We start from the raw sequence: 24,017 nt of genomic DNA, 5'->3' as shown, positions 1-24,017 counted from the left end.
ACCATGCCGCTGACCACCGACGCCTACGACAACGGCGGGGACCTCGCCAAGTACACCGACTCCCTCATCGCCTCCCAGGCCTCCCGCGAGCCGGACTGGGGCACCCTGTCCTTCCAGGAGAAGGCCGGCCCGCAGTACAAGCGGGCGCAGATCCGCTACGTCGGCTCCGGCGCCACCGGCAACCACGAGAACGACGGCCGCATCCTCCCCTCCGGCGGCTTCACCTTCTCCAACATGCTGCTGCCGCCCGGCGCCGAAGGCCCCGCCCACACCCACCACGACGTGGAGGAGGCCTTCTTCGTCCTGGAGGGCGAGGTCCGCGTCGGCATCCACCGCGGCCCCGACGAGACCGAGTACCGCACCCTGGGCTACCGCGACATGATCGTGGTGCCGGCCGGGGTGACCCGCTCCCTGAAGAACGAGGGCGACACCGACGCACTGTTCTGCGTGATCATCGGCACGCAGAAGCCGCAGGTGCCGACGTACCCCGAGTACTCCCCGCTGTACGGCGTCACCCGTGACTGACCCGGCCACCGGGCGCCCGACGGTCGTCGTGACCGGCGCGGGCCGTGGCCTGGGGGAGGCCATGGCCCGCCGGGCGGCGGCCGACGGGTACCGGGTCGTCGTCGCCGAGCTGAACGAGGAGTGGGGCTCCCGTACGGCGGCCGCGATCCGCGCGGCGGGGGGCGCGGCGGAGTTCGTGCCGCTGGACGTCGCCGACCCCGCCTCGGTCGAGGCGCTGGCCGCCCGCCTCGGCCCCGCCGGCCCCCTGTACGGCCTGGTCAACAACGCGGCGCTCGCCAACGGCGTGGGCGGGCGGGAGTTCCAGGACATCGACGTCGAGGCCTGGGACCGGCTGATGACCGTCAACGCCCGCGGCCCCTGGCTCGTCGCCAAACACCTGCTGCCGCTGATGTCCGCCCCGGGCCGCATCGTCAACATCGCCTCCGACGCGGCGCTCTACGGCTCCCCGCGACTGGCCCACTACATCGCCTCCAAGGGCGCGGTCGTCGCCCTGACCCGGGCGATGGCCCGCGAACTCGGTGAGCACGGGATCACCGTGAACGCGGTGGCGCCGGGCCTCACCGAGGTCGAGGCGACCGAGACCGTACCGGCCGAGCGGCACGCCCTGTACGCGGCGAACCGCGCCATCGCCCGGCCGCAGACCCCCGACGACCTGGTGGGGCTCGTCTCCTACCTGCTCGGCGCCGAGTCCCGCTACCTGACCGGACAGGTCGTCGCCGTCAACGGCGGCTTCACCATGCACTGACCCCCTTCCCCCGACCCGCGCCCCCACCTGCAAGGAGCACCCATGGATCTCGGCCTCGCCGACCGCACCGTGATGGTCACCGGCGGCAGCTCCGGCGTCGGCCTGGCCACGGTCCGGGCCCTGCTGGCGGAAGGCGCCCGCGTCGCCACCTGCGGACGCGACGCCGACCGGCTCGCCAAGGCCGCGGCGCACCTCGGCGCCGGCCCGGACCGGCTGTACACCGGCGTCTGCGACGTCCGGGACGCCGCCGCCGTACGGGACTTCACCGAGCGCGCCGCCGCCCACCTCGGCGGACGCCTCGACGGGCTCGTCAACAACGCGGGCCAGTCCCGGATGAAGACCCTCGACGAGACGACGGAGGCCGACTGGCGCGACGAACTGGAGCTGAAGTTCGCGGGCGTCCTCCACCCCCTCGCCGCCGCCCGCGCACACCTCAGGGACTCCGACGCCGCCGCGATCGTCAACGTCAACGCCGTCCTCGCCAAGCAGCCGGAGACCCGGCTGATCACCACGAGCGCCGCCCGCGCCGGCATCCTCAACCTCTCCACCTCCCTCGCCCGCGAACTCGCCCCCGAGGGCATCCGCGTCAACTCCGTCTGCCTCGGCCTGGTCGACACCGGCCAGTGGACCCGCCGCCACGCGGCGGCGGACAGCGGGCTCACCTACGAGGAGTGGCAGGCGGAGATCGCCGCCGACCGGGGCATCGCGCTGGGGCGGCTCGGGCGCGCCGAGGAGGTCGCCTACGCGGTCGTCTCGCTGCTGTCCCCGCGCGCCTCGTACATCACCGGAACCAGCATCGACGTCTGCGGCGGAGTCGGCCGCGGCATCCTCTGAGGAGTTCGCATGCGTTACGACCACGGTGGCGGACTCCTGACCGCCCACCTCAAGTCCCTCGGCGTCGACACCGTGTTCGGCATCGTGTCCGTGCACAACCTGCCGCTGGTGGAGGCCGTCGAGGCCGACCCGGAGCTGCGGTTCGTGCCCGTGCGCCACGAGGCGAGCGCCGTCAACGCCGCCGACGCCTACGGCCGCGCCCGCGGCACCGTCGGCTGCGCCCTCACCTCCACCGGCACCGGCGCCGGCAACGCGGCCGGGTCCCTGATCGAGGCGCTGGCGTCGGGCACGGCGGTGCTGCACGTCACGGGGCAGGTCGAGTCGGCGTACCTCGGCAGCGGACGCGGCTTCATCCACGAGACCAAGGACCAGCTCGGCATGCTCACCGCGGTGTCCAAGTACGCCGCGACCGTCACCTCCGCCCGGGACGCGGGCCGCGTCCTGCGCGAGGCGACCGCCGCCGCGCTCACCGCGCCGGGCGGACCGGCGAGCGTGGAGTGGCCGATCGACCTCCAGTACGCGGCCCAGGAGGACGACGGGGAGAGCGCCCCGGCTCCCGGGACGCCGGTGCCGGACCCGGCCCGCCTGGCCGCCGCCCGCGACCTGCTCGCCACCGCCCGACGCCCCCTGATCTGGGCCGGCGGCGGTGCGGGCACCGCCCGCGACGAGCTCCGCGCCCTGCTGGAGACCACCGGCGCCGGTCTGCTCACCAGCAACTCCGGGCGCGGCTCCGTCCCCGAGGACCACGACCAGGTCATCGGCAACTTCGCCACCACGCCCGCCGCCCGCGCCCTCCTCGCCGACGCCGACGTCCTCGTCACCGTCGGCACCCACTTCCGCTCCAACGAGACCGCCGACTACGGGCTCCGGCTCCCCGAGGCCCACCTCCAGATCGACATCGACGCCGCCGCCCTCGGCCGGGTGTACCCCGCGCCGCACGCCCTGCACGGCGACGCGGCGGCCGTCCTGCCCCGCCTCACCGAGGCCGCCGTACGGGCCGACGCGGACTGGACGGCACGCGTGCGCCGGGTGCGGGAGGAGGTGCGGGCCGCGCTGCACGACGGCATCGGCCCGCAGGCCGCGATCTGCGACGCCCTCGCCGCCGCCCTGCCGCGCGGCGCCGTCGTCGCCCGGGACGTGACCATCCCGTCGTCGTCCTGGGGCAACCGCCTCCTGCCGATCCACGATCCGCGGGCCAACGTCTTCCCGCGCGGCGGCGGCATCGGCCAGGGCCTCGGCATGGGCCTCGGCGCGGCCCTCGCCCGCCCCGACGAGCCCACCGTGGTCATCGCCGGCGACGGCGGACTCGCCGTCCACCTCGGCGAACTGCTCACCCTCGCCCAGGAACGGCCCCGGCTGACCCTGATCGTCTTCAACGACGGCGGTTACGGCGTACTGCGCAACATGCAGGCCACGTACACCGAACGCCGCTCGGGCGTCGACCTGTTCACCCCCGACTTCGCGCGGCTCGCCGCCGCCTGCTCCCTCCCCTACGCGCGGATCGGCGACGCGAGCGAGGCCGCGAAGGTGATCGACGCGGCCGTCGCCTCCGACGGCCCGACCCTCGTCGAGGTCGACCTGGCCGCGCTCGGCCCGATGAAGAACCCGTTCACCCCGCCCGTCAAGATCCCCACCCGGTAGGGAGGCCCGCCGACATGAGCGCCACCGAAGAGCAGGAACTGGACCTCCTCGTCCACCGCACGACCTGGGAGGCGGACGGAGTCCTCTCCGTCGAGCTGGTCCACCCGGACGGCAAACCCCTGCCCGCCTGGACGCCCGGCGCCCACCTGGACCTGCACGTGGGCGGCCACGTCCGCCAGTACAGCCTCTGCGGCGACCCGGAGGAGACGGGGGTGTACCGGCTCGGCATCCTCAACGAGCCGGCGTCACGCGGCGGATCCCGCCACGTGCACACCAAGGTGCGGCCCGGCCAGACTGTGCGGGTGGCCGGGCCGCGCAACCACTTCGCCCTCGAACCGGCCGCCTCCTACGTCTTCCTCGCGGGCGGCATCGGCATCACGCCGATCCTGGCGATGGCCCGCCGCGCGGAGCGGGACGGCGTCCCGTACCGGCTCGTCCACGGCGGCCGCACCCGCGCCTCGATGGCCTTCGGCGGCGAACTCGCGGCGCTCGGCGGCGAGGTGACCCTCGTACCGCAGGACGAACAGGGCCACATCGACGTGCCCGGTGTCCTCGCGGACCTGCCGGCCGGCGCGCTGGTCTACTGCTGCGGCCCCGAGCCGCTGCTGAAGGCGGTCGAGGAGGCGGCGCCGGAAGGGCGGCTGCGCACCGAGCGCTTCGCCGCGCCGACGGTGACCCGCGAGGACGACGACAGCGCCTTCGAGGTGGAGTGCCGGGCGTCGGGGGTGACCCTGAACGTCGCCCCCGGCACCTCCATCCTGGAGGCCGCCGAGAACGCCGGGCTGGACGTCGCCTCCTCCTGCCGCGACGGCATCTGCGGCTCCTGCGAGACCCGCGTCCTCGCCGGCACGCCCGACCACCGCGACTTCCTGCTCAGCGACGCCGAGCGCGCCACCGGCGAGACGATGATGATCTGCGTCTCGCGCTGCGCCTCGGACCGCCTCGTCCTGAACCTCTGACCCCCTGTGGAGAACGCCGTGCCCGAGACCTGGCCCTACCTGGAAACCCACCAGACCCGCGACCACGAACCCACCCCGTACGAGACCAAACTCGCGCGCACCCTGGAGGACATCTTCACCAAGGACGGCCACGAGCTGTCCGACGTGATCGACGGCCTCAACTCCCGCCAGCTGCGCACACCCACCGGGGAGCCCTGGACCGAGGAGTCCTTCCGCGCCGAGATGCACCGCCTGGGAGCCTGACATGACCCTCTCCACCCGCGACACCGCCGACCACATCTACGCCCACGGCCTGCGCAACCAGTGGCACCCCGTGGTGCCCTCCCACTTCGTCGCGCCCGGCGGCCTGCGCAAGGTGACCGCCCTCGGCGAGGACTGGCTGCTCTTCCGCAAGGCCGACGGCGGACTCTCCATGCTCGCCGACCGCTGCCCCCACCGCGGGGCGCCCCTGTCCCTCGGCAAGCACCTGGGCGACCGCGTCGCCTGCTGGTACCACGGCGTCGAGGTCGACGGCACCGGCACGGTCACCTCGGTGCCCGGCCTGCCCGGCTGCAACCTGGAGGGCAAGACCCTCGTCACCTCGCTGCCCGTGCGCGAGGTCGGCGGCGCGATCCTCGCCTACTTCGGCGACGAGGAGCACCCGGAGCCGGTGGAACTGACCCTCCCCGAACCGCTCGCCGACGAGGAGGTCTCCGCCTTCCTCTGCTACGCCGAGTGGGACGTGCCGTGGCGGTTCGCCATGGAGAACCTCCTCGACCCGATGCACGGCGCGTTCCTGCACTCCGAGTCGCACACCATGTTCGCCGGCGACACGTCCGCGAAGTTCCGCATCCGGGAGACCGAGCGGGGCTACTTCTTCGAGAAGACCGACCAGCGCGGCGTCAACTTCGACTGGGTCGAGCTGTGCCACACCGGCGTCGACTGGGTGGACCTGTCCATCCCCTACCCGCCGTCGGCCGGGCCCGGCGGCCCCTTCGGCATCGTCGGCATGGCCTGCCCGGTGGATGCGGGACGCACCGGCGTCTTCTTCTGGCGCTACCGCAAGGTGAGCGACTGGCAGCGCGACACCTGGCGCTTCCTCTACAAGACCCTCATCGAGGCCCGCCACTGGGAGGTCCTGGAGCAGGACCGCGTCATCCTGGAGAGCATGCCCGCCGACGCCGACCAGCGGGAGAACCTCTACCAGCACGACCTCGGCGTGGTCCGTCTGCGCCGCCTCTACCATGCCCAGGCCGGGCAGCAGTCGAAGGCTCAGCCCGTCTCGGCGCGCTGAGCGGGGATGTCGTCGGAGTCCACGATGGAACGCTCCAGCTTGGACAGCAGACGGCTCAACTGACGACGCTCGGCGGGGGAGATCCCGCCGAGCATCCGGCGCTCGTTCTCCAGGTGCTCGGCGAACACCTCGTCCACCTTCGCCAGCCCGGCCTCGGTCAGCCGCGAGTACACCACGCGCCGGTCGGCGGCGTCGCGCTCGCGCACCAGCAGACCGTCCTTCTCCAGCCGGTCCAGGCGCAGCGTCACCCCCGCCGAGGAGATCAGCCCGGAGTCCGCGAGCTGCCCGGCGGTCAGCCGGTAGGGGGCGCCCGCCCGGCGCAGCGCGGTGAGCACGTCGAACCCGGCGACGGACAGCCCGTGCTCGTCGAGCCGCGAGGTCATCCGCGACTGGTACTGCAGATACGACCGGTGCAGCCGGGCCAGCACCTCCAGCGGCGACGTGTCCAGCTCGGGCCGCTCCCGCGCCCAGTCCTCGACGATCCCCGCCACAGCGTCCGGCCGCTTCGCCGCCCTGCCCTGAGCCATGTCATCCCCTCGCGGCACGTGTTCGGTGCTGAAATCTTAGCCCTAAAGGAAACCCCGACACCGACACGGCCAGGGCCCGTTCAGCCCCGCCCCGCCCCGCCCCGCCCCGCCCCGCCCCGCCCCGGTGGGTCAGGGGCGCCACGCCACTCGGTGCTCCGCCAGGAGGGCCGGCTCCGCGTGGTTCGCCTCCCACCCGTCCGGGCTGTGTCTTCGGGCCGCCTCCGGCGGCGTGCCGGACTCCGTCCGGCCGGTCGGGGGCGTTGCCGTGGACGTTGCCGTGCCGGGTGTTCGGCCGCCCCGGGGCGTCAGGGGCGCCACGCCACTCGGTGCTCCGCCAGGAGGGCCAGCACCGCGTGGTTCGCCTCCCACCCGTCCGGGAACTTCACCAGGGTGCCGAGCTGCACCGGCTCGGTGGACGGATAGTCGTCCAGCAGGTCGCCCACCCCCTCCCGGCAGACCACGATGCACGCGTGCCGGTGCCGGGAGGCCAGGACGCACAGGCGGCCCGTCTCCAGGTGGAAGGCGGTGGCGTCGGGGCGGCCGGAGAGCGGGTGCAGGACGACCGTGACGTCGTACTCGCGGCCCTGCAGACGGTTGGCCGTGTCGACGGTCACCTCGGTCACCCCGAGGTCGGCCAGCGCGGCCCGCACCGCCGCCGCCTGGTCGCGGTGCGCGGTGCCGACGGCGATGCGGCCCGCGCCCAGCGGCACCGGATCGGGCGAGCGCTCGGACGTCGCCGCCCCCTCCCGGTCGAGGAGCCGCCGGACCACCGCCGCCACCGCCCGCACCGCCTCCGGGTCGGTGCGGGGCGTGTGCCGCGCGGGCAGCTCCAGCAGACCCCAGCCGGACCGTGCCGCCTCGTCGATCACCCGGTCCGGACCCGACCCGTCCGACGCCACCGCGAAGGCCAGACTCCGGTCACCGTGCCCCGTACCGCTGCGGAACGGCGTGTACGGGTAGAAGGCGTCGGACACCAGCGGAGCCGCCGACGCCGGCAGCCGCCACGACACCGGCAGCCGGTGCTGCGGCAGCGACGGGTTGTGCGCGAGGAGCGTCGTCACGGCGGAGGCCGACGGGTCGTACGCCAGGCCTGCCCACTGCTCGCTGCCCACCGTCGCGAACGGGTCCAGCTGACCCGGGTCGCCCACGAACAGCGCCCGCTCGAACAGCCCCGCCACGGCCAGCAGCGCGTCGGAGCGCATCTGGTACGCCTCGTCGACGATCGCGTGCCGCCACGGCTCGTCCACCGCGACGTGCGCCCACTTCGCGGCGGTCGACAGGACGACGGCCTGTCCGGCGAGATCGGCGGCCTTCGCCGACTTGCGTACGTTCGCCAGCTCGTCGAGTGCCTTGTCGTACGGGTCGGCGTCACTGCTGTGCAGGCGCCCCACCGGCAGGTCCGGACTCTTCTCGGCGAGGCGCAGGACCAGGTCGTCGACCTGGGCGTTGGTCTGCGCCACGACCATCAGCGGCCGGCCGGCCTCGGCCAGCTCCAGCGCCGCCCGCACCACGAGCGTGGACTTGCCGGCACCGGGCGGGGAGTCGACGACGACACCGCGCTCGGTGCCGTGCAACGTGTCGTGGAGGATCGCGGCGGTGGCGCGGGCGGCCTCCGCGCCCGGGTCGAAGGCCGGGGCGGCGGGCGCGGCGGGGGCCTCGGCGGTCACAGCACGTCCTCCTCGGTCTGGGCGTCGGCCGCCTCCGGTACCGCGGCCGTCTCACCGGGCGGTCCGCCGTGCGTCCACGGGGTCCGGTCCGGGTCGGGCAGCTTCGCCCCGCCCCGCTGCTCGTGCTCGAACAGGGTGAAGCAGACCCGGTCCCCCTTCTCGGGCACCGAACCGGCCTCGGGCTCCCTGCCGCGGCCCATCTTGTCCACGAGGCGCAGCACGAGGACCCCCTCGTCCTCCTGCCCGACGCACTCCGCCGCCTGCGGCCGGCCGCCCAGCGACCGGAACACCCTGGCCCGCTCGGCCGGCTGCGGCCGGTCGTCCGTGCGGACCGTCACCAGCGGACGCGGACTGGGCCGCTTGCTCTCGCTGTACGCCATCACGACCTCGACGACCTCCCCGGCGAACGCCTCCCCGGCCAGCCGCCGTCCGGCCATCACCAGCGGATCGTCCAACGCCTCCTGGGCATCGAGCCGGGCCTGCTCCCGCTCGCGGGTGGCGAGCTTGTTGGCCGCGGTCACCGCGTCGTCGTGGCGCGGCTGCGGGGGCTCGCCGGCCAGGATGCGGTCGCGGTGGGAGGTGAACGACCAGCGATCCCGGGTCCAGCGCTCCTCGACGTGCCCGCCGGCGGGCAGTGCCCGCAGCAGGTCCAGTCCCCGCCACACCGCGTCCCAGGTGGGCCGCGTACGGCTCTCGACCAGGGCGCGGATCTCCCGCTCGGCGGCGGTGAGCGCGCCGAGGCGGTCGTCGGCCTCCAGGCCGTCCTCGGCGGCCGCGAGCGCGGTACGGGCCCGGTCGTAGCGCTCGATGGCGGGGGCGAGGAGCTTGTTGTCGAAGGCCGGGTCGGTCGCCGGGCCCGCCGGCGGGCACAGCAACTGGCCGTCGGCGTCGCGGGCCAGCTCGGCCCGCCGCGCGGCCTCCGCACCGGACGGCCCCTCCGCGCCCGGCGCGATCCAGGCCAGCAGCGCGCCCAGGTGCTGGTCCTCCAGCGTGGACTGCCCGGTCGCCCAGTGCCGGCCCAGCAGGTCGGTCACGGCGAGGAGGAGGGAGGAGCCGGGGACCCGGGCCCGCTCGCCGTAGTGGGTCAGCCACCGGCCGAGCAGCGGCACCCTCGGCGGCGCCGGGTGCGGGGTGTCCGGGTCCTGCTCCGCCGTACGCCGGAACCGCATCGACCGGCCCAGCAGCCGTACGAAGTCGACGCCCGCGCGGCTGGGCACGATCAGCTGCGCGGCGTCGGCGCACAGGTCGACCTCGACCTTGACCCGCTTGCCCGTCTCCGGGTCGGTCTCGGTGCGCTCGGCGGGCTCGACGCTGTCGGCGTACGCCTCCACGTGCGGCAGCACGATGTCGGCCAGCTCGGCCAGGAAGGCGAACCGCAGGTCGCGGTCGCGGGGCTGCGGCACGACCAGCAGCCGCGGCGCGTCCCGGTCCGTGCCGACCAGCGCGCCGAGCGGGGCACCGGCCTCACCGGCGGTGGTCAGCGGGACGAAGACCAGCGGACGGTCGGACAGATGCCGGTGCCGGACGGTGGCGGCGGGCTCGGCGCGGCCCGCGCGCACGGCCTCCAGCCGGGCGAGCGTGGTGATCAGCGACATCCGGGCACCCCGTTCGTGCCCGCACCGGCCGCCGCGAGGGCCTCCGCGCGCAGCCGCGCCGCCCTGCGCAGGGCCGCCACCGCCGGGTCGTCCGGATCACCGGCCTCCCCGCGGGCCGCGGCCAGCACGTCCTCGACCGTCGCCAGGCCGCCCAGCTCGGCCCGTACCGACCGGCCCAGCGCGGTCACCGCACCGGCCTCGCGGGACCGGGCACGGCAGTGGAAGGCCAGCTCGCAGGCGGACAGGCACTCGGGCGCGTACGTCGCCGGCACCGCCTCGACGGCGGTCGCCAGCTCCTCGGCCGGCAGCTCGGGGGAGAAGCAGACGCCGTCGGGGAGCGCGTCGGCGATGTCCTCGATGCGGGTCAGCCGCGCCAGCTGGCGCTCGGTCACCGCACGCTGCTTGCGCACGTCGACGGCGGAGGAGGCGGGCAGGTTGGAGAAGTCCTTCGGGCAGACGAGGAGGACGCGGTGGCGCACCCGGGGGGCCGGTTCCAGCCGGGCGGCGACCCGCTCCAGCGCCAGCACGTACACCGCGGCCTGCCGGGCGGCGGCGCCGACCTTCGCCGGGTCGGCGGAGCCGTCCAGCATCGGGAAGGACTTGATCTCGACGACGCTCCAGCTGCCGTCCGGATGCACGACCACCGCGTCCGGCTCCAGGAACGCGGGGGAGCCGGCGACGTCCAGGGCGAGCATCGGGTGATCGAGCAACGTCCAGGTGCCGGGTGTGCCGGTGGCCTCCCGCAGCGCCAGCGCGGTGCGGGCCGCTCGGCCCTCGGGTCCGGTCGCCGACAGGTCGGGCACATGGGCGCCGGCGGGCGGCTCGGCGCCCCGGTCCAGCCGCTCGTGCACCAGGCGCAGCAGCTCGGCGCCGCCGTCCGCCTTGACCCGGGCCTCGAAGGCGTTGCCCCGCATGAACGCGAACTGCGACTGTCCGAAGACCGCCGGCGAACCCAGCGCGTCGGCGAGCGAGGCCTTGTCCACTCCGGCGCCGTCGAGGATCGCGCGCCGCCGGCAGCCCGGGTTGGCGGCGAGGGCGGCCAGGGCCCGCGCGTCCAGCGCCTTGGCCGGCACGTCGGGGCCGCGCAGCTCAGCGAGCCGGTGCCGGAGTCTCGTCCCCGGCGTCCGAGGGGGAGGGGTCCGGCTCGGCTCCCGGTCCGACCCGCGGCTCGCGCTGACGTGGAAATCGCTCACCCGCGGAAGTCTGGCATCCACCACTGACAATCGGGGAACCCGCGCCGTCCGGGGCGGGTGCGGCCGGTGCGGAACGGGTGGTGAAGCGGGCTGTCAGGCCGCCCCGTACGCGCTCCGCCGTCCGCAGCACGTACGGCGTCAGCAGCAGACCGGTGCCCATCACGGCCGCGCCCGCGACCGCGTCGAGGAAGTAGTGGTTCGCGGTGCCCATCACCACGATCGTGGTCACCAGCGGGTAGACGACGCCGGCCACCTTCGTCGCGCGGGTGCCGCCGTAGCGCCACAGCATCACCCCGCACCACAGCGACCAGCCCACGTGCAGGCTCGGCATGGCCGCGTACTGGTTGGTCATCCCGCCCAGTCCGCGCGGCGCGCTCGCCTCGCCGCCCCACCAGCCGTACGTGCTGTACTGCGCCATCGTGTCGACGAAGCCGTGGCCCGCCTCCAGCAGCCGGGGCGGGCAGGTCGGGAGCAGGGTGAAGCCGACGAGGCCGATGAAGGTGGAGGTCATCAGCCAGGTGCGGGCGGCCCGGTAGCGGACCGTGCGCGAGCGGAAGATCCATATCAGGATCAGGGGGGTGACCAGGTAGTGCAGCGACGCGTACCAGAAGTCGGCCGGTATCCCTATCCAGGGTTCGCGGGTGAAGAGCCGGTTGAGCGGGTGCTCCGCGTTCAGGAAGAGGGCCTTCTCCACGCGCAGGATCGCCAGCCCGTGCTCGACCGCGTCCGCCTCGTCGCCCCGCACCATCAGACGGCCCGCGGAATAGCAGGCGTAGACGAGGAGGATGAGCGGCAGCTCGGTCCACCAGCGGGGTCGGGGCCTCGGGGGCGCATCGGTGCCCGGTGTCCTGGTGTGCGGCAATCCGATCGCCCTCCCCCTTCGTTCTCGCGCGCGCCTGGACCGACACGGACGTGCCACTCTACGGCCTTGCCGGGCCCGCCTCACGGGACGCCCTCGGCCCTGGAAGACGCCGCGATCGCCCCCCGGGTTGCCCGCGCGGGGGGTGCGCGATGATGGAGAGGTCCCCTATGACATTCCTCCCGGAAAGGCCCCTTCATGGCACCGCGCATCCTGCTGGCCCGGCACGGACAGACCGAGTGGTCGCTGTCCGGCAAGCACACCGGCAGGACCGATGTGCCGCTGCTGGAGGAGGGCCGACGCGGAGCCAAGCTGCTCGGCGAGCGGCTGCACCGGCCGCCGCTCGACGGCCTGCCCGGCGTCGAGGTGCGCACCAGTCCCCTCGCCCGCGCGCGCGAGACCTGCGAACTCGCCGGCTTCGGTGACCGCGCCCGGCCCTGGGACACGCTGATGGAATGGGACTACGGGGCGTACGAGGGCATGACGCCGGCCGAGATCCAGGCCGTGCGGCCCGGCTGGCTGATCTGGCGGGACGGTGTCCCGGACGGGGAGAGCCTGGCGGACGTCACCGCGCGCGCCGACGAGGTCGTCGCCTGGGCGCGCGAGGCGGACCGCGACGTGCTGGTCTTCGCCCACGGGCACATCCTGCGGTCGATCGCGGCGCGGTGGCTGGGGCTGCCGCTGGACTTCGCGGCCCGGATACGCCTGAACCCGACGTCGCTGTCGGTGCTGAGCTGGGCCTACGGGGAACCGGCCCTGGAGAGCTGGAACGACCTGGGACACCTGGCGGGCTGACGGAAGCGCTGCTGCGCCGCGGTGCCGCGGCGCCGCGCTGCCGTAGCGCGCCGTGCGGCTGTGCTGCCGTGGGCCCGTGGTCCGTGGCGGTGGCCGTGGCCCGTTGCCCGTAGCCCGCTGCGCCGTGCTGCCGCGTCGCCGCGCGCGCCGGACGGCGGTCGGAGGGCGCGGACCAGGGGCCACCCCTCGCCGTCGACACTGCGGACACCGCGGGACATCCGCCAGCCCGCCAGCCCGCCAGCCCGCCAGCCCGCCACGCGCCGGCGCACAGGCACGCCCTCCCGCGGGCCCCGCTGCCGAAGCCCCTCGGGGCCCCGGCTCACCGTCGGAGGCACCGCACGGTGACGAAGGTCATGCCGTGCGTGGCAGTGACGCGTGGCGTTCCAGGAAGGCCGAGACCCCCGACGCCCGCCGGTGCGGCAGCAGCACCCGGGCCGTGCCCGCCAGCATCGTGTGAATGCGGGACGACTGGACCTCGCCCAGCAGGTCCAGGACCCTCAGGCCCGCCCCGGCCGCCTCGTCGGGGCGGCCGCCGCGGGCGAGGTCGTCCGCGAGTTCCGCCGTGTACAGCGCGAGGTTGCGGGTGAAGTGCGGGTCCTGCGAGTCGGCGGCCCGGCGCGCGTGCCGGGCCGCCCGCGGCCAGTCGCCCAGGGTGGACCAGCACTGGGCCTCCAGTCCCTCCAGCTCGGCCTCGCCGTAGAAGCTCATCCACTCGGGGTCGGCGTCCGAGGCACCCCGCCCGAAGAACGCCTGCGCGCGGGCCAGCGCCTGTTCGCAGCCGACCCGGTCGGCGAGCCCGGCCCAGCCGCCCGCCTCGCGCAACGCGAGCAGGGACATCAGCCGCGCCGAGCCCAGCGGACGGGCGGCGCGCTGCGCGGCCTGCGCCGCCCGCACCGCCTCGCGGGGACGCCCGGCGTCACGGGCGAGGAACGCCATGTTGCAGAAGGCGTGCGCCTCCAGCCCCGGGTCGCCCGTCACCCGGGCGGTGGCGAGGGCCTCGGCGTAGTGGGAGCGCGCGTCGTCGAAGCGCCCGGAGTCGTGTGCCAGCCAGCCCACGGAGATCGCCAGTTCCCCGGCGCCCGAGTAGAGCCGGTCGGCCGTCGCCTGCCGGGTCGCGCCGGCGTCCAGGAGCGCGTAGGCGGTGCGCAGCGGGGCCGTCGCACGCCGGTAGAGACCGTCCGCGCCGTGCCGGTCGTCGAGCAGCCGGATCCGGCGGACGGCCTCCTCCAGCGCGCCCGCGTCGCCCGCCCCCGCCCGGCGCACGGGGCGTCCCGCGGCCGCGGCGTCGAGGGCGAGCCCCAGGGGGCCCAGCGAGGCGGCGGCCACCGTGGCACCGCTCGTCATGAATGCGCGACGCAGCACGTCGCTCTCCTCGTTGTTGTCGTGCGTGTGGTACGGGTCCTGCGTGTCACACGGCTCAGACGATGCATGCAGCCCATGCAGCCCATGCAGCCCATGCAGCTCATAGGGCTCTGCCACCCCTCGTGTCTCACACGAGGCGTGCGGCGACCCGTCGAGGTGCGCCGGGAGCGCGTCCTCGGCGGTGCGCGCCCGGCGCCCGCGGACCGACGAACGGGGCGCGAACCCCAGGTCGGTGAGCGTGCGGCCGGGGAACATGTGGAGGAACACCCGCTCGTACGCGTAGTTGGGGCACCGGATCTCACCCGCCTCGACCCGGCCGACGTAGCGCGCGTCACAGCTGACCCGCTCGCCGATCTCGCGCGCGGCCCGGCGCACCGCCGCCGCGAACTCGGCCGGCGAGCGCTTCCCGCGCAACCGCCGGAAGGCAAGGTTGGGCCGCGGGGGCCGGTCGGGCTGGGCGGAGGTCACCGTCGACGACGCCATGGCCGGGTCCTCTCGTGCGAACCGTCGAACCATGCCGGAGCGAAGACGACTTGTGCGGATTGCTCCGCTTGTCACCTCCGCGCCCGGCGAGCAAGAACGTACCTGCTGTGACGGAGTGACTACGCGGTGTTTGCCTACAAACCGGATATCTCATCCACGATCTGCCATGAACTGCCATCCTTTGCGGCTGACTTCCGCCGTAGCCGTTGACGGCCTGACGCGTTGGACCCTGTGGACCGGGAGACCCCCGACTCCCGACCCGCTCGTCCGAGGAGGAGTTCCGTGGTGGAGGCCGGGATGGATACCAGACCAAGCAGCGATCCCCCCTGCGACGCCTGCGCCGTCGTGACCGTGCCGACCCGGCAGGGTCTGGAGGCGGTCGACATCCTCAGGCGGGGCGCCGGCGAGGGAGTGGGGCCGGTGATCCACGACGACGGCTGCGACACCCTGGGGTTCCTGGTGCCCTCCGGCACGGCCGCCGCCTGGGACGTGCCGGGCAGCACCTGCACGGAGACGGACGGCCGAGGACTGCGCCTCGTCCCGGACCCCCAGCCCCCCGTCGAGGGCTCGGGCTGGCTGGTGCCGCCCGGCGAGGCCGACCTCGCGACCGACCCGGCCGTGCTGCGGGCCGCGCTGGGCGAGGCGGCCCGGATGATCGAGGCCGCCGACAGCTGCCGCTGAGCCCCCTCGACCCGCGGTCGGCGGGCGGTCCGATAATGGACCGATGGGAAAGTCCAGGAACGCCCGCCGCGGGCGCGCTGCCGCCGAAACCGTCGCCGAGCACGTCGACGGCGGGCTCGCCGAGCTGGTCCCCGACCGGGAGCGGCCCAGGGCCTGGACCCTGCTGATCGACGGCGCCCCCCAGTCGCACGTCGACCTCGACGACCCGGCGTACCTCTCCTTCGAGTACCAGCGCCGCCTCGGCCACGTCATCGACCTGGCCGCCCCGCCCGGCAAGCCCGTCCAGGCCGTGCACCTCGGCGGGGGCGCCTTCACCCTCGCCCGCTATGTGGCCGCCACCCGCCCCCGCTCCACCCAGCAGGTCGTCGAGCGGGACGCGGGCCTCGTCCAGCTGGTCCGGCGGGAGCTGCCGCCGGACCCCGGCGCGCGCATCCGGGTGCGCTCCGCCGACGCCCGCGCCGGGCTGGCGAAGGTGCCCGACGGCTGGGCGGGGCTGGTCCTCGCGGACGTGTTCAGCGGGGCCAGGACACCGGCCCACCTGACGTCCACCGAGTTCCTCGACGAGGTCCGGCGCGTCCTCGCGCCCGGCGGGGTCTACGCCGCCAACATCGCCGACGGCCCGCCCCTCGCCCACCTGCGCGGCCAGATCGCCACCGCCGCCGCCCGGTTCCCGCAGCTCGCGCTCGTCGCCGACCCGGCCGTGCTGCGCGGCAGACGGTTCGGCAACGCGGTCCTCGTCGCCTCCGACCAGCCGCTGCCGGTCGGTGAACTCACCCGCCGGGCCGCCTCCGACCCCCACCCGGCGCGCGTGGAGCACGGCCGTGCGCTGACCGACTTCACCGGCGGGGCCGCACCCGTGACGGACGCGGCGGCGGTGGCCTCGCCCGCCCCGCCGGCCTCCGTCTTCCAGTGACTCAGTAGCTCCCGATCTCCACCCGCGGCGGCCCGTCGTGCCAGGTGCAGAACACCGACACCCGGTCGGCGCCCGAGGTGAACTCCACCCGGATCCACGACTCCGTCTTCCACACCTGCATCGACCAGCCGGCGCCCGGCGTCGCCGACACCAGGGAGGCGGAGGACGTGCCGAGGTCGAAGACCGCGCGGCCGCCGTCCGTGTCGTAGCTCCGGACGCGGCCGGACGCCGTGGGGGCGTGCTCGGACGCGGCGGGGGCGGAGGGCGTCGCCTTCCGCGACGGTGCGGGGTCCGGCCTGCGCGGTGTCCCGCTCGGGGTGGGCGAGGCGCTGCCCGACGGCGACGGCCGCCGGGTGGACGACACCGACGGCACCGAGTCCGCGGCACCGTCCGGCTCACGGGTGTCCCCCGCGGACGCGTCGGCCGCCGTGATGGGCAGCGCGCGGGGCGCGTCGTAGGCCGTGCCCGCCATCACCGTGTGGACGCCCCACCACGACAGCGTGACCGCCGCGCCCGTGGCGAGCAGCCAGGCCAGTACGTGTACGAGTCCTCTGCGCATCGCGGCCATACTGCCTCACGCGTCACACGCGTGTCGTCCCCGCGCGGGGCGGAACGGCAAGGACCAGGGTGCGGACCGGAGTTGTCCACAGGCCCGCACCGGGCCCGTCCGCATGGCGTACGGTGCCGCCCATGGCAAGTGTGCTCGTGGTCGAGGACGACCAGTTCGTACGCTCGGCGCTCATCCGGCACCTGACCGACGCCGCACACACCGTGCGCAGCGTGGGTACGGCACTGGAGGCGCTGCGCGAGGTCGCCCATTTCCGCTTCGACGTGGTGATCCTGGACCTCGGACTGCCCGATCTGGACGGCTCCGAGGCACTGAAGATGCTGCGCGGCATCACCGACGTCCCGGTGATCGTCGCCACCGCCCGGGACGACGAGGCGGAGGTCGTACGGCTGTTGAACGCGGGCGCGGACGACTACCTCACCAAGCCGTTCTCCGTGGAGCACCTGTCGGCCCGGATGGCGGCCGTCCTGCGCCGGGCCAGGTCCGGCCCGGCCGAGGCGGCGCCGTCGACCGTCATCCGGGTCGGCGGACTCACCGTCGACCCGCTGCGCCGCCAGGCCGAACTGGACGGCGCCCGGCTCGACCTGACCCGCCGCGAGTTCGACCTGCTCGCCTTCCTGGCCGGACGCCCGGGCGTGGTCGTCCCCCGCAGGGAGCTGCTCGCCGAGGTCTGGCAGCAGTCCTACGGCGACGACCAGACCATCGACGTCCACCTGTCCTGGCTGCGGCGCAAGCTCGGCGAGACCGCGGCCCGGCCCCGTTACCTGCACACCCTGCGCGGTGTCGGCGTGAAGCTGGAACCGCCCGCCGACCCGCCCGCCGACCCGTCCGCGGTGGAGCCGCCCCGATGAGGTGGGCCCTGGTCAAGGTGTCCTTGGCGGTCACCGCGATGGTCGTGGTCGCCTTCGCGGTCCCGCTCGGCCTCGTCATCCGCGAGATGGCCCGGGACCGGGCCTTCGCGGGCGCCGAGCGGGAGGCCGCCGCCGTCGCCCCGGCGCTGTCCATCACCACCGACCGCGACCAGTTGGAACGCGTCGTCGCCTCCGCCGGCTCCGACGCCGGGATGGCCGTGCACCTTCCGGCGCCCGGTGCGCGGGCCGACGGCACGGACGGCGGAGCACGGCCCGGCACCGAGATCGGCCGCAGGCGCGTGGGGGACGAGGACGTCGCCGCCGTCCGGGAGATGGGCCGCGCCTCCACCACCGAGGTGTCCGGCGGCTTCGCGCTGCTCCAGCCGGTCGCGCTCAGCACCGGTGAGATCGCCGTGGTCGAGGTGTACGTCCCGGAGTCCGCGGTCACCAACGGCGTCGCGACGGCCTGGGCCGTGCTCGCCGGGGTCGGCGTCGCCCTGATCGTCGGCTCGGTGGCGGTCGCCGACCGGCTGGGCGTGCGCATGGTGCAGCCCGCGCGGCGCCTGGTGGAGGGCGCCCACGAACTGGGGGAGGGCAAGCTGGGCGCCCGGGTGCCGGAGGAGGGGCCGGACGAACTGCGGCGCGCGGCGGTCGCCTTCAACTCCATGGCCGACCAGGTCGTCCAGCTCCTGGCCAACGAACGGGAACTGGCCGCCGACCTCTCCCACCGCCTGCGCACCCCGCTGACCGTGCTGCGGCTCAACGCGGCCTCGCTCGGCGAGGGTCCGGCCGCCGAGCAGACCCGGGCCGCCGTCGAACAACTGGAGCGCGAGGTCGACACGATCATCCGCACCGCCCGGGACGCCAAGCCGCAGACGGCCGCGGCCGGTCCCGGCGCCGGGTGCGACGCGGCCGAGGTGGTGCGGGAGCGGATGGGGTTCTGGTCCGCGCTCGCCGAGGACGAGGGCCGCAAGTGGCGCGTGGCCGGGGCCGACCGGCCGGTGCGCATCCCCGTGGCCCGCGCCGATCTGGCCGCCTCCCTCGACGCCCTGCTCGGCAACGTCTTCCGGCACACCGCCGAGGGCACGGCCTTCGCCGTCGACCTGCACAACGGGGAGGACGCGGTGATCGTGCTGGTCTCGGACGCGGGGCCCGGCATACCCGACCCCGAGGCGGCGATGGCCCGCGGCCGGGGTTCGGGCCACGACGGGTCGACCGGCCTCGGCCTGGACATCGTGCGCGGGCTGGCGGAGTCCACGGGCGGCGACGTCCGGATCGGCTCCTCCGTGCTCGGCGGCACCGAAGTACGCATCTGGATACAGCTGGACGGACGGGCGGCGCCGGCCCGGCGCGGGCACCGGGGCACCGTCCGACGCCGCCGCACCCCCCGGCTGATCCCCTCCCTCAGGTCGACGACGCCACCCAGCTCGTGAGGTTCGCCGAGCCACAGGGGACTCGGCCGGCTGTCGAAGAAGGCCCTCGCCGCCCATGAGTGAGCGCGGAGCACGCACAGCGGGGCGCGGCACCCCCCGGATGCCGCGCCCCGCCACCGCTCCCCCCCTCGGGTGCGGTGGTCTACTCGGTCGCGTCCACCGGCGGCAGCGTCCCCGTGCGGGCCGCCCGCCCGTACCAGAGGGCGCTCGACTTCGGGGTGCGCTGCTGGGAGGCGTAGTCGACGTACACCGCGCCGAACCGCTTCTCGTAGCCGTAGGCCCACTCGAAGTTGTCCAGCAGCGACCACAGGTAGTAGCCGCGCACGTCGGCGCCGTCGGCGATGGCCCGGCGCACCGCCCTCAGGTGGCCGTCGAGGTAGGCGACCCGCTCGGGGTCGTGCACCGTACCGTCCGCGCCGGGCTTGTCGTCGTAGGCGGCACCGTTCTCGCTGATGTACAGCGGCAGGCCCGGGGCCTCCCGGCTGTAGCGCATGATCAGCTCGTGCAGACCGGTCGGGTCGACGCTCCAGCCCATCTCCGTGCGCTCGCCCGGCGGCTGGTGGAAGGCGACGTCCTCGGCGGCGGGCCACGGCGAGTGGTCGCTCGCGCCGTGGCCGTCGGCCCGCGGGGCGCGCGAGTCGGCGTCGGCGGCCGACACCACGGTGGGCGTGTAGTAGTTGAGGCAGATCGCGTCGATCGGCTGGCGGATCAGGCCCAGGTCGCCGTCCTCGACGAAGGACCAGTCGGTGACCGGCGCCGTCGCCTCCAGCAGCGTCTGCGGATAGGCGCCGTGCAGGATCGGGCCGTGGAAGATCCCGCCGGAGAGGTCGTCGATCTTCCGCGCCGCCGCCAGGTCCGCGGGCTGCCGCGACAGCGGCCGGACGACGGAGGTGTTGAGGCTGATCGCCACCGAGTTGCGGGCCGGCATCACCGAGCGCAGGGCCACCGTGCCCAGGCCGTGGGCCAGGTTCAGGTGGTGCGCGGCGCGCAGCGAGGCCAGCGGGTCGGTCCGGCCGGGCGCGTGCACCCCGGAGGCGTAGCCCAGGAAGGCCGCGCACCAGGGCTCGTTGAGCGTGATCCACTGCTCCACCCGGTCGCCGAGCGCCTCGCCGACGATCTGCGCGTACTCGGCGAACCGGTACGCCGTGTCCCGCGCGGGCCAGCCGCCCGCGTCCTCCAGCTCCTGCGGCAGGTCCCAGTGGTAGAGGGTGACGGCCGGCTTGATCCCGGCGGCCAGCAGCTCGTCCACCAGGCGGCGGTAGAAGTCCAGGCCCCGCTGGACGGCGGGCCCGCGGCCGGTCGGCTGCACCCGCGGCCAGGAGATGGAGAAGCGGTACGCGCCCAGCCCCAGCTCCGCCATCAGGGCCACGTCGTCGCGGTAGCGGTGGTAGTGGTCGACAGCGATGTCACCGTGGTCCCCGCCGGCGGTCTTCCCTGGCGTATGGCTGAAGGTGTCCCAGATCGAGGGGGTACGGCCGTCCTCCCGCACCGCGCCCTCGATCTGGTACGCCGAGGTGGCGGCTCCCCAGAGGAAGGCGGGCGGGAAGGTCACCGGGGTCACCGGCGTTGCGGACTCAAGCATGGAAGCGCTCCCATAGCAGGTCGTGACGGGTCGTGGAAGACCGACGGGTGGGAAGGACGAGGGGGGAGGACGGGGCCGGGGGGACGGGGCCGGGACGACGGTGACCCGGCCCCCGGGGTGGGGTGTCAGCCCTTGACGGCGCCCTGCATGATGCCGCCCACGATCTGCTTGCCGAAGATCGCGAAGACCAGCAGCAGGGGCAGCGTGCCGAGCAGCGCGCCACCCATGATCAGTGCCTGGTCCGGGGTGAAGCCGCGGCCGAGGCCCGCCACCGCCACCTGCACGGTCGGGTTGCCGTTCTGCGTCAGCACCAGGAACGGCCACAGGAAGTCGTTCCACACCTGCACGAACATCAGCATGCCCAGCACGGCCATCGCGGGCCGCGCCGCCGGGAACACCACGTGCCAGATCACGCGCCAGCTGCCGGCCCCGTCCACGCGCGCGGCCTCGATGATCTCGTCCGGCAGCGCCTGGAGCAGGTACTGCCGCATGAAGAACACGCCGAACGCGCTGACCAGCGACGGGAAGATCACCGCCTGGAGCTGGTCGGTCCAGTCCAGCTCGGCCACCATCATGTACAGCGGAATGATGCTGAGCTGCGGCGGGATCATCATCGTGCCGACCACGGTCAGCATCAGCGCGTTGCGGCCGCGGAACTTCAGCTTGGCGAAGGCGAAGCCGGCGATCGTCGACAGGAAGACGACGGTGACCGCCGAGATCCCCGCGACGATCGTGGTGTTGAGGATCGCCTCGCCCATGTTGGCGTCGGTCCAGGCGATCTCGATCTTGTCGAAGAGGTTGCCGCCGAACCAGAACGGCGGCGGCGTCTGGGCCAGCCGCTGGTTGTCGCGGGACGCGGCGATCGCCGTCCACACCAGCGGGAACAGTGAGCCCAGGGTGAACAGGGCGAGGATGATGTACGCGATCGGACCGGCGTGCATCTGGCCGCCGGCCCGGGCCGACTTGGACCGGCGCCGGCCCCGCCTGGGCGGCTCGGGCACCGGCTCGGCCGGGGGTTTCGTCAGGGTCGTCGTCACGGCCGGTTCTCCTTAACTACTGGCGCGCAACCGGCGCGAGATGACGTAGTTGACGATCCCGATCACGATGAGGATCAGGAACATCGTCCAGGCGATCGCGGAGGCGCGGCCCAGGTGCTGGTTGATCCAGCCCTGCTCGTACAGGTACAGGCCGAGCGTCTGGAACTGGTGCTGGGAGCCGCCCGAGGCGCCCTTGTTGGCGTCGAACAGCAGCGGCTCGCCGAACAGCTGCGAGGCGCCGATGGTCGACACGACGACCGTGAAGAGGATCGTCGGACGCAGCTGGGGCAACGTGACGTGGATGAACTGCCGCCACCTACTGGCCCCGTCCAGCGCCGCCGACTCGTACAGGTCCTGCGGGATCGCCTGCATCGCGGCCAGGTAGATCAGCGCGTTGTAGCCGGTCCAGCGCCAGATGACGATCGACGAGACGGCGATCTGGGACGGCCACTTGTCGCTCTGCCAGTCGATCTTGTCGAGGCCGACCAGGTCGAGCGCCCAGTTGATCATGCCGTAGTCGCGGCCGAAGAGCAGCACGAAGACCAGCGACGCGGCGGCGATGGACGTCGCGTACGGCGCCAGCATCACGACGCGGTAGAACGTGGAACCGCGCAGCTTGTAGTTGAGGATGTGCGCCAGGCCCATCGCCATCAGCAGCTGGGGCACCGTGGAGATGACGCCGATGGTCAGCGTGTTCTGCGCGGCGTTCCAGAAGAACTCGTCGTCGAAGATCCTGGTGAAGTTGTCCAGGCCCACCCACTTCATGTCGGTGGGCGCGGTCAGCTCCACCGTGTGCAGCGAGGCCCAGCCGGTGTAGAGCAGCGGGAACAGGCCGAAGGCCGCGAAGAGCAGGAAGAACGGGGAGACGAAGGCGTACGGGCTCCAGCGCAGGTCCCGCTGCCAGCGGCGGGAGAGCCGGGCCCGTTTCCTCGCCTCCTCGGGGGAGGCCGCGTCACCGGGCGGCCGGCCCGGGGCCGCGCCCCCCTTGTCGGGGGGCGCGGCGGTGTCGTGCCGGGTGGTCATTCCGGTCACTTCTCCAGGTTGTTGTCGATGGTCTTGGTGGCGTTCTCCCAGGCCTCCTTGGGCGACTTGCCCTGGGTGACGAGGATGACGCCGTTGTCCGTCAGACCCTGCTGGATGATCTGGTCCTTCGGGCCGATCACCTGGGCCGGGATGGCCTCGGCGGCCTTGGCGAAGATGTCGCCGATCGGCGAGTCACCGGTCATCTCGTTCTTGGCGCTCTTCACCTGCGGCATCTCGTACGCGGCCGGCGCGCTCGGGAAGCTGCCCTGCACGGCGAAGAGCTTGGCCTGCTGCTCCGGCGCGGTCAGCCAGGCGACGAACTTCTGCGCCTCCTCGACGTTCTTGCCGCTCTTGGGCACGCCCAGGAAGGAGCCGCCCCAGTTGCCGGCGGTGGGTGCCGCGGCCACGTCCCACTTGCCGGCCGCGTCGGGCTGGGACTTGCCCTTGATGGTGCCGATCATCCACGGCGGGCAGGCCACGGTGGCGAACAGGTTGTTGGAGATGGTCTGCTCCCAGGACGGCTGGAACTGGGTCTGCGCCTGGACCAGGTCCTTCTCGGCCGCCTCCGCGGTCAGGTCGAAGGCCTCCTTGACGGCGGGGTTGTCCTTGTAGATGACCTTGCCCGAGGCGTCGTAGAACTTCTCCTCTTCACCGCCGAGGATGGCGTTGATCAGGCCGCCGGGCGAGTCCATGAAGTAGGTGTCCTTGCCGGCGCCCTTCTTGTACTTCTCACCGGCCGCGATGAACTTCTTCCAGTCGCCCGCCCACAGCGCGCTGACCTCGTCCCGGTCGGTCGGCAGACCCGCCTTCTCGAAGAGGTCCTTGCGGTAGCAGATGGCCATCGGGCCGATGTCGGTGCCCAGGCCGACCGCCTGGCCGTCCTTGGTGACACCCTGCTTCCACTTCCAGTCCAGCCAGCCGGCGGGCTGCACGCCCTCGACCTTGGACAGGTCGACGAACTTGTCGGCCTGGGTGTTGACGACCTCGGCTATGTTGCCGACCTCGATGGCCTGGACGTCCTGGAGGCCGCTGTCGGTGGTGAGGTGGTTGACCAGAGCGGGGTAGTAGTTCTCGTTCCGCTCGGTGACCGTCTCCTCGATGTTGATGTCCGGGTTGAGCTTCTCGTACTCCTCGTAGAGCCCGGCCTCCTTGAAGCCCATGGTGCCGAACAGGCCGAGGGTGATGGTGGTCTTGCCGCTGCTGTCGCCCGAGGAAGACTTGTCCTCGTCCTTGCCGTCGTCGGCACAGCCGGCCAGCAGCCCGGCGCCCAGCGACGCGACGGCCGCGATGACCACCGCTCTGCGGGCGGTTCGTGTGCGTGCTGCTCGCATTGCGTCCTCCTGTTGCCCTGACGTGCCGACCCCCCGGCCAACTCCTGGGTTGGACCCGCTGCTTCATGTGGTTCGTTCGACGCTGCGGCTCGGGCGGGGAACGTGCGGGATGTGTATGTGCCAGGTAGTGTGGGAGCGCT

General features: G+C 73.8%; 23 protein-coding genes. 12 read left to right on the top strand and 11 right to left on the bottom strand.

Going from position 1 to position 24,017, the window contains the following annotated elements; translation table 11 throughout:
- Positions 1–3: 3 nt before the first annotated feature.
- From ACGF5T_RS14105 to ACGF5T_RS14075, 7 genes are read left to right on the top strand one after another with little or no spacing between them, the layout of a single operon-like run.
- Complete coding sequence (locus tag ACGF5T_RS14105; RefSeq protein ID WP_361010900.1) at positions 4–525, top strand: cupin domain-containing protein; 522 nt, start codon at positions 4–6, stop codon at positions 523–525.
- Positions 518–1,270 (top strand): SDR family oxidoreductase, encoded by a 753-nt coding sequence (locus ACGF5T_RS14100; protein ID WP_356603718.1) that lies wholly within the window; start codon positions 518–520, stop codon positions 1,268–1,270. Before ACGF5T_RS14105 ends, ACGF5T_RS14100 begins: the two co-directional genes overlap by 8 nt.
- A 42-nt stretch (positions 1,271–1,312) precedes the next feature.
- Positions 1,313–2,104: an SDR family oxidoreductase gene (locus ACGF5T_RS14095; protein WP_361010896.1), complete on the top strand. Its 792-nt coding sequence runs from the start codon at positions 1,313–1,315 to the stop codon at positions 2,102–2,104.
- A 9-nt stretch (positions 2,105–2,113) separates the two neighbouring features.
- The gene (locus ACGF5T_RS14090; protein WP_361010893.1) at positions 2,114–3,745 is read left to right on the top strand and encodes a thiamine pyrophosphate-binding protein; all 1,632 of its coding nucleotides are present in this window, start codon (positions 2,114–2,116) and stop codon (positions 3,743–3,745) included.
- 14 nt (positions 3,746–3,759) lie between these two features.
- Positions 3,760–4,704, top strand: coding sequence for a PDR/VanB family oxidoreductase (locus ACGF5T_RS14085; RefSeq protein ID WP_361010890.1), 945 nt, complete (start codon positions 3,760–3,762; stop codon positions 4,702–4,704).
- Between the two features lie 18 nt (positions 4,705–4,722).
- A complete protein-coding gene (locus tag ACGF5T_RS14080; protein ID WP_356603710.1) occupies positions 4,723–4,947 on the top strand; it encodes a recombinase-like helix-turn-helix domain-containing protein in 225 nt (74 codons plus the stop codon).
- A 1-nt stretch (position 4,948) separates the two neighbouring features.
- Positions 4,949–5,977 carry an aromatic ring-hydroxylating dioxygenase subunit alpha gene (locus ACGF5T_RS14075; protein WP_366767272.1) on the top strand — a complete coding sequence of 343 codons (1,029 nt, stop codon included), beginning with the start codon at positions 4,949–4,951 and terminating at the stop codon, positions 5,975–5,977.
- Here ACGF5T_RS14075 and ACGF5T_RS14070 read toward each other — a convergent pair.
- From ACGF5T_RS14070 to ACGF5T_RS14050, 5 genes are all read right to left on the bottom strand, one after another.
- On the bottom strand, positions 5,956–6,504 hold the full coding sequence (locus ACGF5T_RS14070; RefSeq protein WP_356603706.1) for a MarR family transcriptional regulator: 549 nt from the start codon (positions 6,502–6,504) through the stop codon (positions 5,956–5,958). The two genes, ACGF5T_RS14075 and ACGF5T_RS14070, sit on opposite strands and share 22 nt — an antisense overlap.
- 305 nt (positions 6,505–6,809) lie before the next feature.
- Entirely contained in the window at positions 6,810–8,171 is a 1,362-nt protein-coding gene (locus ACGF5T_RS14065; protein ID WP_356603704.1) for an AAA domain-containing protein, read from the bottom strand.
- Positions 8,168–9,766, bottom strand: coding sequence for a hypothetical protein (locus ACGF5T_RS14060; protein ID WP_366767273.1), 1,599 nt, complete (start codon positions 9,764–9,766; stop codon positions 8,168–8,170). Before ACGF5T_RS14060 ends, ACGF5T_RS14065 begins: the two co-directional genes overlap by 4 nt.
- Positions 9,757–10,959 (bottom strand): hypothetical protein, encoded by a 1,203-nt coding sequence (locus tag ACGF5T_RS14055; RefSeq protein WP_392887913.1) that lies wholly within the window; start codon positions 10,957–10,959, stop codon positions 9,757–9,759. Before ACGF5T_RS14055 ends, ACGF5T_RS14060 begins: the two co-directional genes overlap by 10 nt.
- Complete coding sequence (locus tag ACGF5T_RS14050; RefSeq protein ID WP_366767274.1) at positions 10,856–11,821, bottom strand: phosphatase PAP2 family protein; 966 nt, start codon at positions 11,819–11,821, stop codon at positions 10,856–10,858. Before ACGF5T_RS14050 ends, ACGF5T_RS14055 begins: the two co-directional genes overlap by 104 nt.
- Positions 11,822–12,016: 195 nt before the next feature.
- Here ACGF5T_RS14050 and ACGF5T_RS14045 point away from each other — a divergent pair, with 195 nt between their 5' ends.
- Positions 12,017–12,613 (top strand): histidine phosphatase family protein, encoded by a 597-nt coding sequence (locus ACGF5T_RS14045; RefSeq protein WP_366767275.1) that lies wholly within the window; start codon positions 12,017–12,019, stop codon positions 12,611–12,613.
- Positions 12,614–12,964: 351 nt separating this feature from the next.
- Here ACGF5T_RS14045 and ACGF5T_RS14040 read toward each other — a convergent pair whose 3' ends face one another.
- Complete coding sequence (locus ACGF5T_RS14040) at positions 12,965–14,458, bottom strand: hypothetical protein (protein ID WP_366767276.1); 1,494 nt, start codon at positions 14,456–14,458, stop codon at positions 12,965–12,967.
- A 282-nt stretch (positions 14,459–14,740) separates the two neighbouring features.
- On the opposite strand from ACGF5T_RS14040, the gene ACGF5T_RS14035 reads away from it, so the two are divergent.
- Entirely contained in the window at positions 14,741–15,139 is a 399-nt protein-coding gene (locus ACGF5T_RS14035) for a hypothetical protein (protein WP_366767277.1), read from the top strand.
- Positions 15,140–15,182: 43 nt separating this feature from the next.
- Positions 15,183–16,052: a fused MFS/spermidine synthase gene (locus tag ACGF5T_RS14030; protein ID WP_356603692.1), complete on the top strand. Its 870-nt coding sequence runs from the start codon at positions 15,183–15,185 to the stop codon at positions 16,050–16,052.
- Between the two features lies 1 nt (position 16,053).
- Here the strand turns inward: ACGF5T_RS14030 and ACGF5T_RS14025 are convergent, their stop codons facing one another.
- Positions 16,054–16,611 carry a hypothetical protein gene (locus tag ACGF5T_RS14025; protein ID WP_361010878.1) on the bottom strand — a complete coding sequence of 186 codons (558 nt, stop codon included), beginning with the start codon at positions 16,609–16,611 and terminating at the stop codon, positions 16,054–16,056.
- Positions 16,612–16,742: 131 nt separating this feature from the next.
- Between ACGF5T_RS14025 and ACGF5T_RS14020 the strand changes: the two genes are divergently transcribed.
- Together ACGF5T_RS14020 and ACGF5T_RS14015 are read left to right on the top strand one after the other, a co-directional pair.
- Positions 16,743–17,471 (top strand): response regulator transcription factor, encoded by a 729-nt coding sequence (locus tag ACGF5T_RS14020; protein ID WP_361010875.1) that lies wholly within the window; start codon positions 16,743–16,745, stop codon positions 17,469–17,471.
- The gene (locus ACGF5T_RS14015; RefSeq protein ID WP_366767278.1) at positions 17,468–18,904 is read left to right on the top strand and encodes a HAMP domain-containing sensor histidine kinase; all 1,437 of its coding nucleotides are present in this window, start codon (positions 17,468–17,470) and stop codon (positions 18,902–18,904) included. Before ACGF5T_RS14020 ends, ACGF5T_RS14015 begins: the two co-directional genes overlap by 4 nt.
- A gap of 142 nt (positions 18,905–19,046) precedes the next feature.
- Here ACGF5T_RS14015 and ACGF5T_RS14010 read toward each other — a convergent pair whose 3' ends face one another.
- From ACGF5T_RS14010 to ACGF5T_RS13995, 4 genes are all read right to left on the bottom strand, one after another.
- Entirely contained in the window at positions 19,047–20,486 is a 1,440-nt protein-coding gene (locus ACGF5T_RS14010) for a GH1 family beta-glucosidase (RefSeq protein ID WP_356603684.1), read from the bottom strand.
- A gap of 125 nt (positions 20,487–20,611) precedes the next feature.
- A complete protein-coding gene (locus tag ACGF5T_RS14005) occupies positions 20,612–21,523 on the bottom strand; it encodes a carbohydrate ABC transporter permease (RefSeq protein WP_356603682.1) in 912 nt (303 codons plus the stop codon).
- A 12-nt stretch (positions 21,524–21,535) separates the two neighbouring features.
- Positions 21,536–22,546, bottom strand: coding sequence for a sugar ABC transporter permease (locus ACGF5T_RS14000; RefSeq protein WP_356603977.1), 1,011 nt, complete (start codon positions 22,544–22,546; stop codon positions 21,536–21,538).
- Between the two features lie 5 nt (positions 22,547–22,551).
- Positions 22,552–23,877: an extracellular solute-binding protein gene (locus tag ACGF5T_RS13995; RefSeq protein WP_356603680.1), complete on the bottom strand. Its 1,326-nt coding sequence runs from the start codon at positions 23,875–23,877 to the stop codon at positions 22,552–22,554.
- Positions 23,878–24,017: the final 140 nt, after the last annotated feature.

This window comes from Streptomyces sp. NPDC047853 (genome assembly GCF_043204535.1).
GTDB lineage: Bacteria > Actinomycetota > Actinomycetes > Streptomycetales > Streptomycetaceae > Streptomyces.
Note: the sequence above shows the minus strand (reverse complement) of the source record. Positions and strands in the feature narration are given on the sequence as shown.

What these genes read in the sequence shown, in the direction of transcription:
- ACGF5T_RS14070 (WP_356603706.1), bottom strand. Translation starts at nt 6,504, where the DNA reads ATGGCTCAGGGCAGGGCGGCGAAGCGGCCGGACGCTGTGGCGGGGATC.
- ACGF5T_RS14060 (WP_366767273.1), bottom strand. Translation starts at nt 9,766, where the DNA reads ATGTCGCTGATCACCACGCTCGCCCGGCTGGAGGCCGTGCGCGCGGGC.
- ACGF5T_RS14045 (WP_366767275.1), top strand. Translation starts at nt 12,017, where the DNA reads ATGGCACCGCGCATCCTGCTGGCCCGGCACGGACAGACCGAGTGGTCG.
- ACGF5T_RS14000 (WP_356603977.1), bottom strand. Translation starts at nt 22,546, where the DNA reads ATGACCACCCGGCACGACACCGCCGCGCCCCCCGACAAGGGGGGCGCG.
- ACGF5T_RS14090 (WP_361010893.1), top strand. Translation starts at nt 2,114, where the DNA reads ATGCGTTACGACCACGGTGGCGGACTCCTGACCGCCCACCTCAAGTCC.
- ACGF5T_RS14015 (WP_366767278.1), top strand. Translation starts at nt 17,468, where the DNA reads ATGAGGTGGGCCCTGGTCAAGGTGTCCTTGGCGGTCACCGCGATGGTC.
- ACGF5T_RS14095 (WP_361010896.1), top strand. Translation starts at nt 1,313, where the DNA reads ATGGATCTCGGCCTCGCCGACCGCACCGTGATGGTCACCGGCGGCAGC.
- ACGF5T_RS14075 (WP_366767272.1), top strand. Translation starts at nt 4,949, where the DNA reads ATGACCCTCTCCACCCGCGACACCGCCGACCACATCTACGCCCACGGC.
- ACGF5T_RS13995 (WP_356603680.1), bottom strand. Translation starts at nt 23,877, where the DNA reads ATGCGAGCAGCACGCACACGAACCGCCCGCAGAGCGGTGGTCATCGCG.
- ACGF5T_RS14030 (WP_356603692.1), top strand. Translation starts at nt 15,183, where the DNA reads ATGGGAAAGTCCAGGAACGCCCGCCGCGGGCGCGCTGCCGCCGAAACC.
- ACGF5T_RS14010 (WP_356603684.1), bottom strand. Translation starts at nt 20,486, where the DNA reads ATGCTTGAGTCCGCAACGCCGGTGACCCCGGTGACCTTCCCGCCCGCC.
- ACGF5T_RS14025 (WP_361010878.1), bottom strand. Translation starts at nt 16,611, where the DNA reads ATGCGCAGAGGACTCGTACACGTACTGGCCTGGCTGCTCGCCACGGGC.
- ACGF5T_RS14085 (WP_361010890.1), top strand. Translation starts at nt 3,760, where the DNA reads ATGAGCGCCACCGAAGAGCAGGAACTGGACCTCCTCGTCCACCGCACG.
- ACGF5T_RS14040 (WP_366767276.1), bottom strand. Translation starts at nt 14,458, where the DNA reads ATGGCGTCGTCGACGGTGACCTCCGCCCAGCCCGACCGGCCCCCGCGG.
- ACGF5T_RS14020 (WP_361010875.1), top strand. Translation starts at nt 16,743, where the DNA reads ATGGCAAGTGTGCTCGTGGTCGAGGACGACCAGTTCGTACGCTCGGCG.
- ACGF5T_RS14105 (WP_361010900.1), top strand. Translation starts at nt 4, where the DNA reads ATGCCGCTGACCACCGACGCCTACGACAACGGCGGGGACCTCGCCAAG.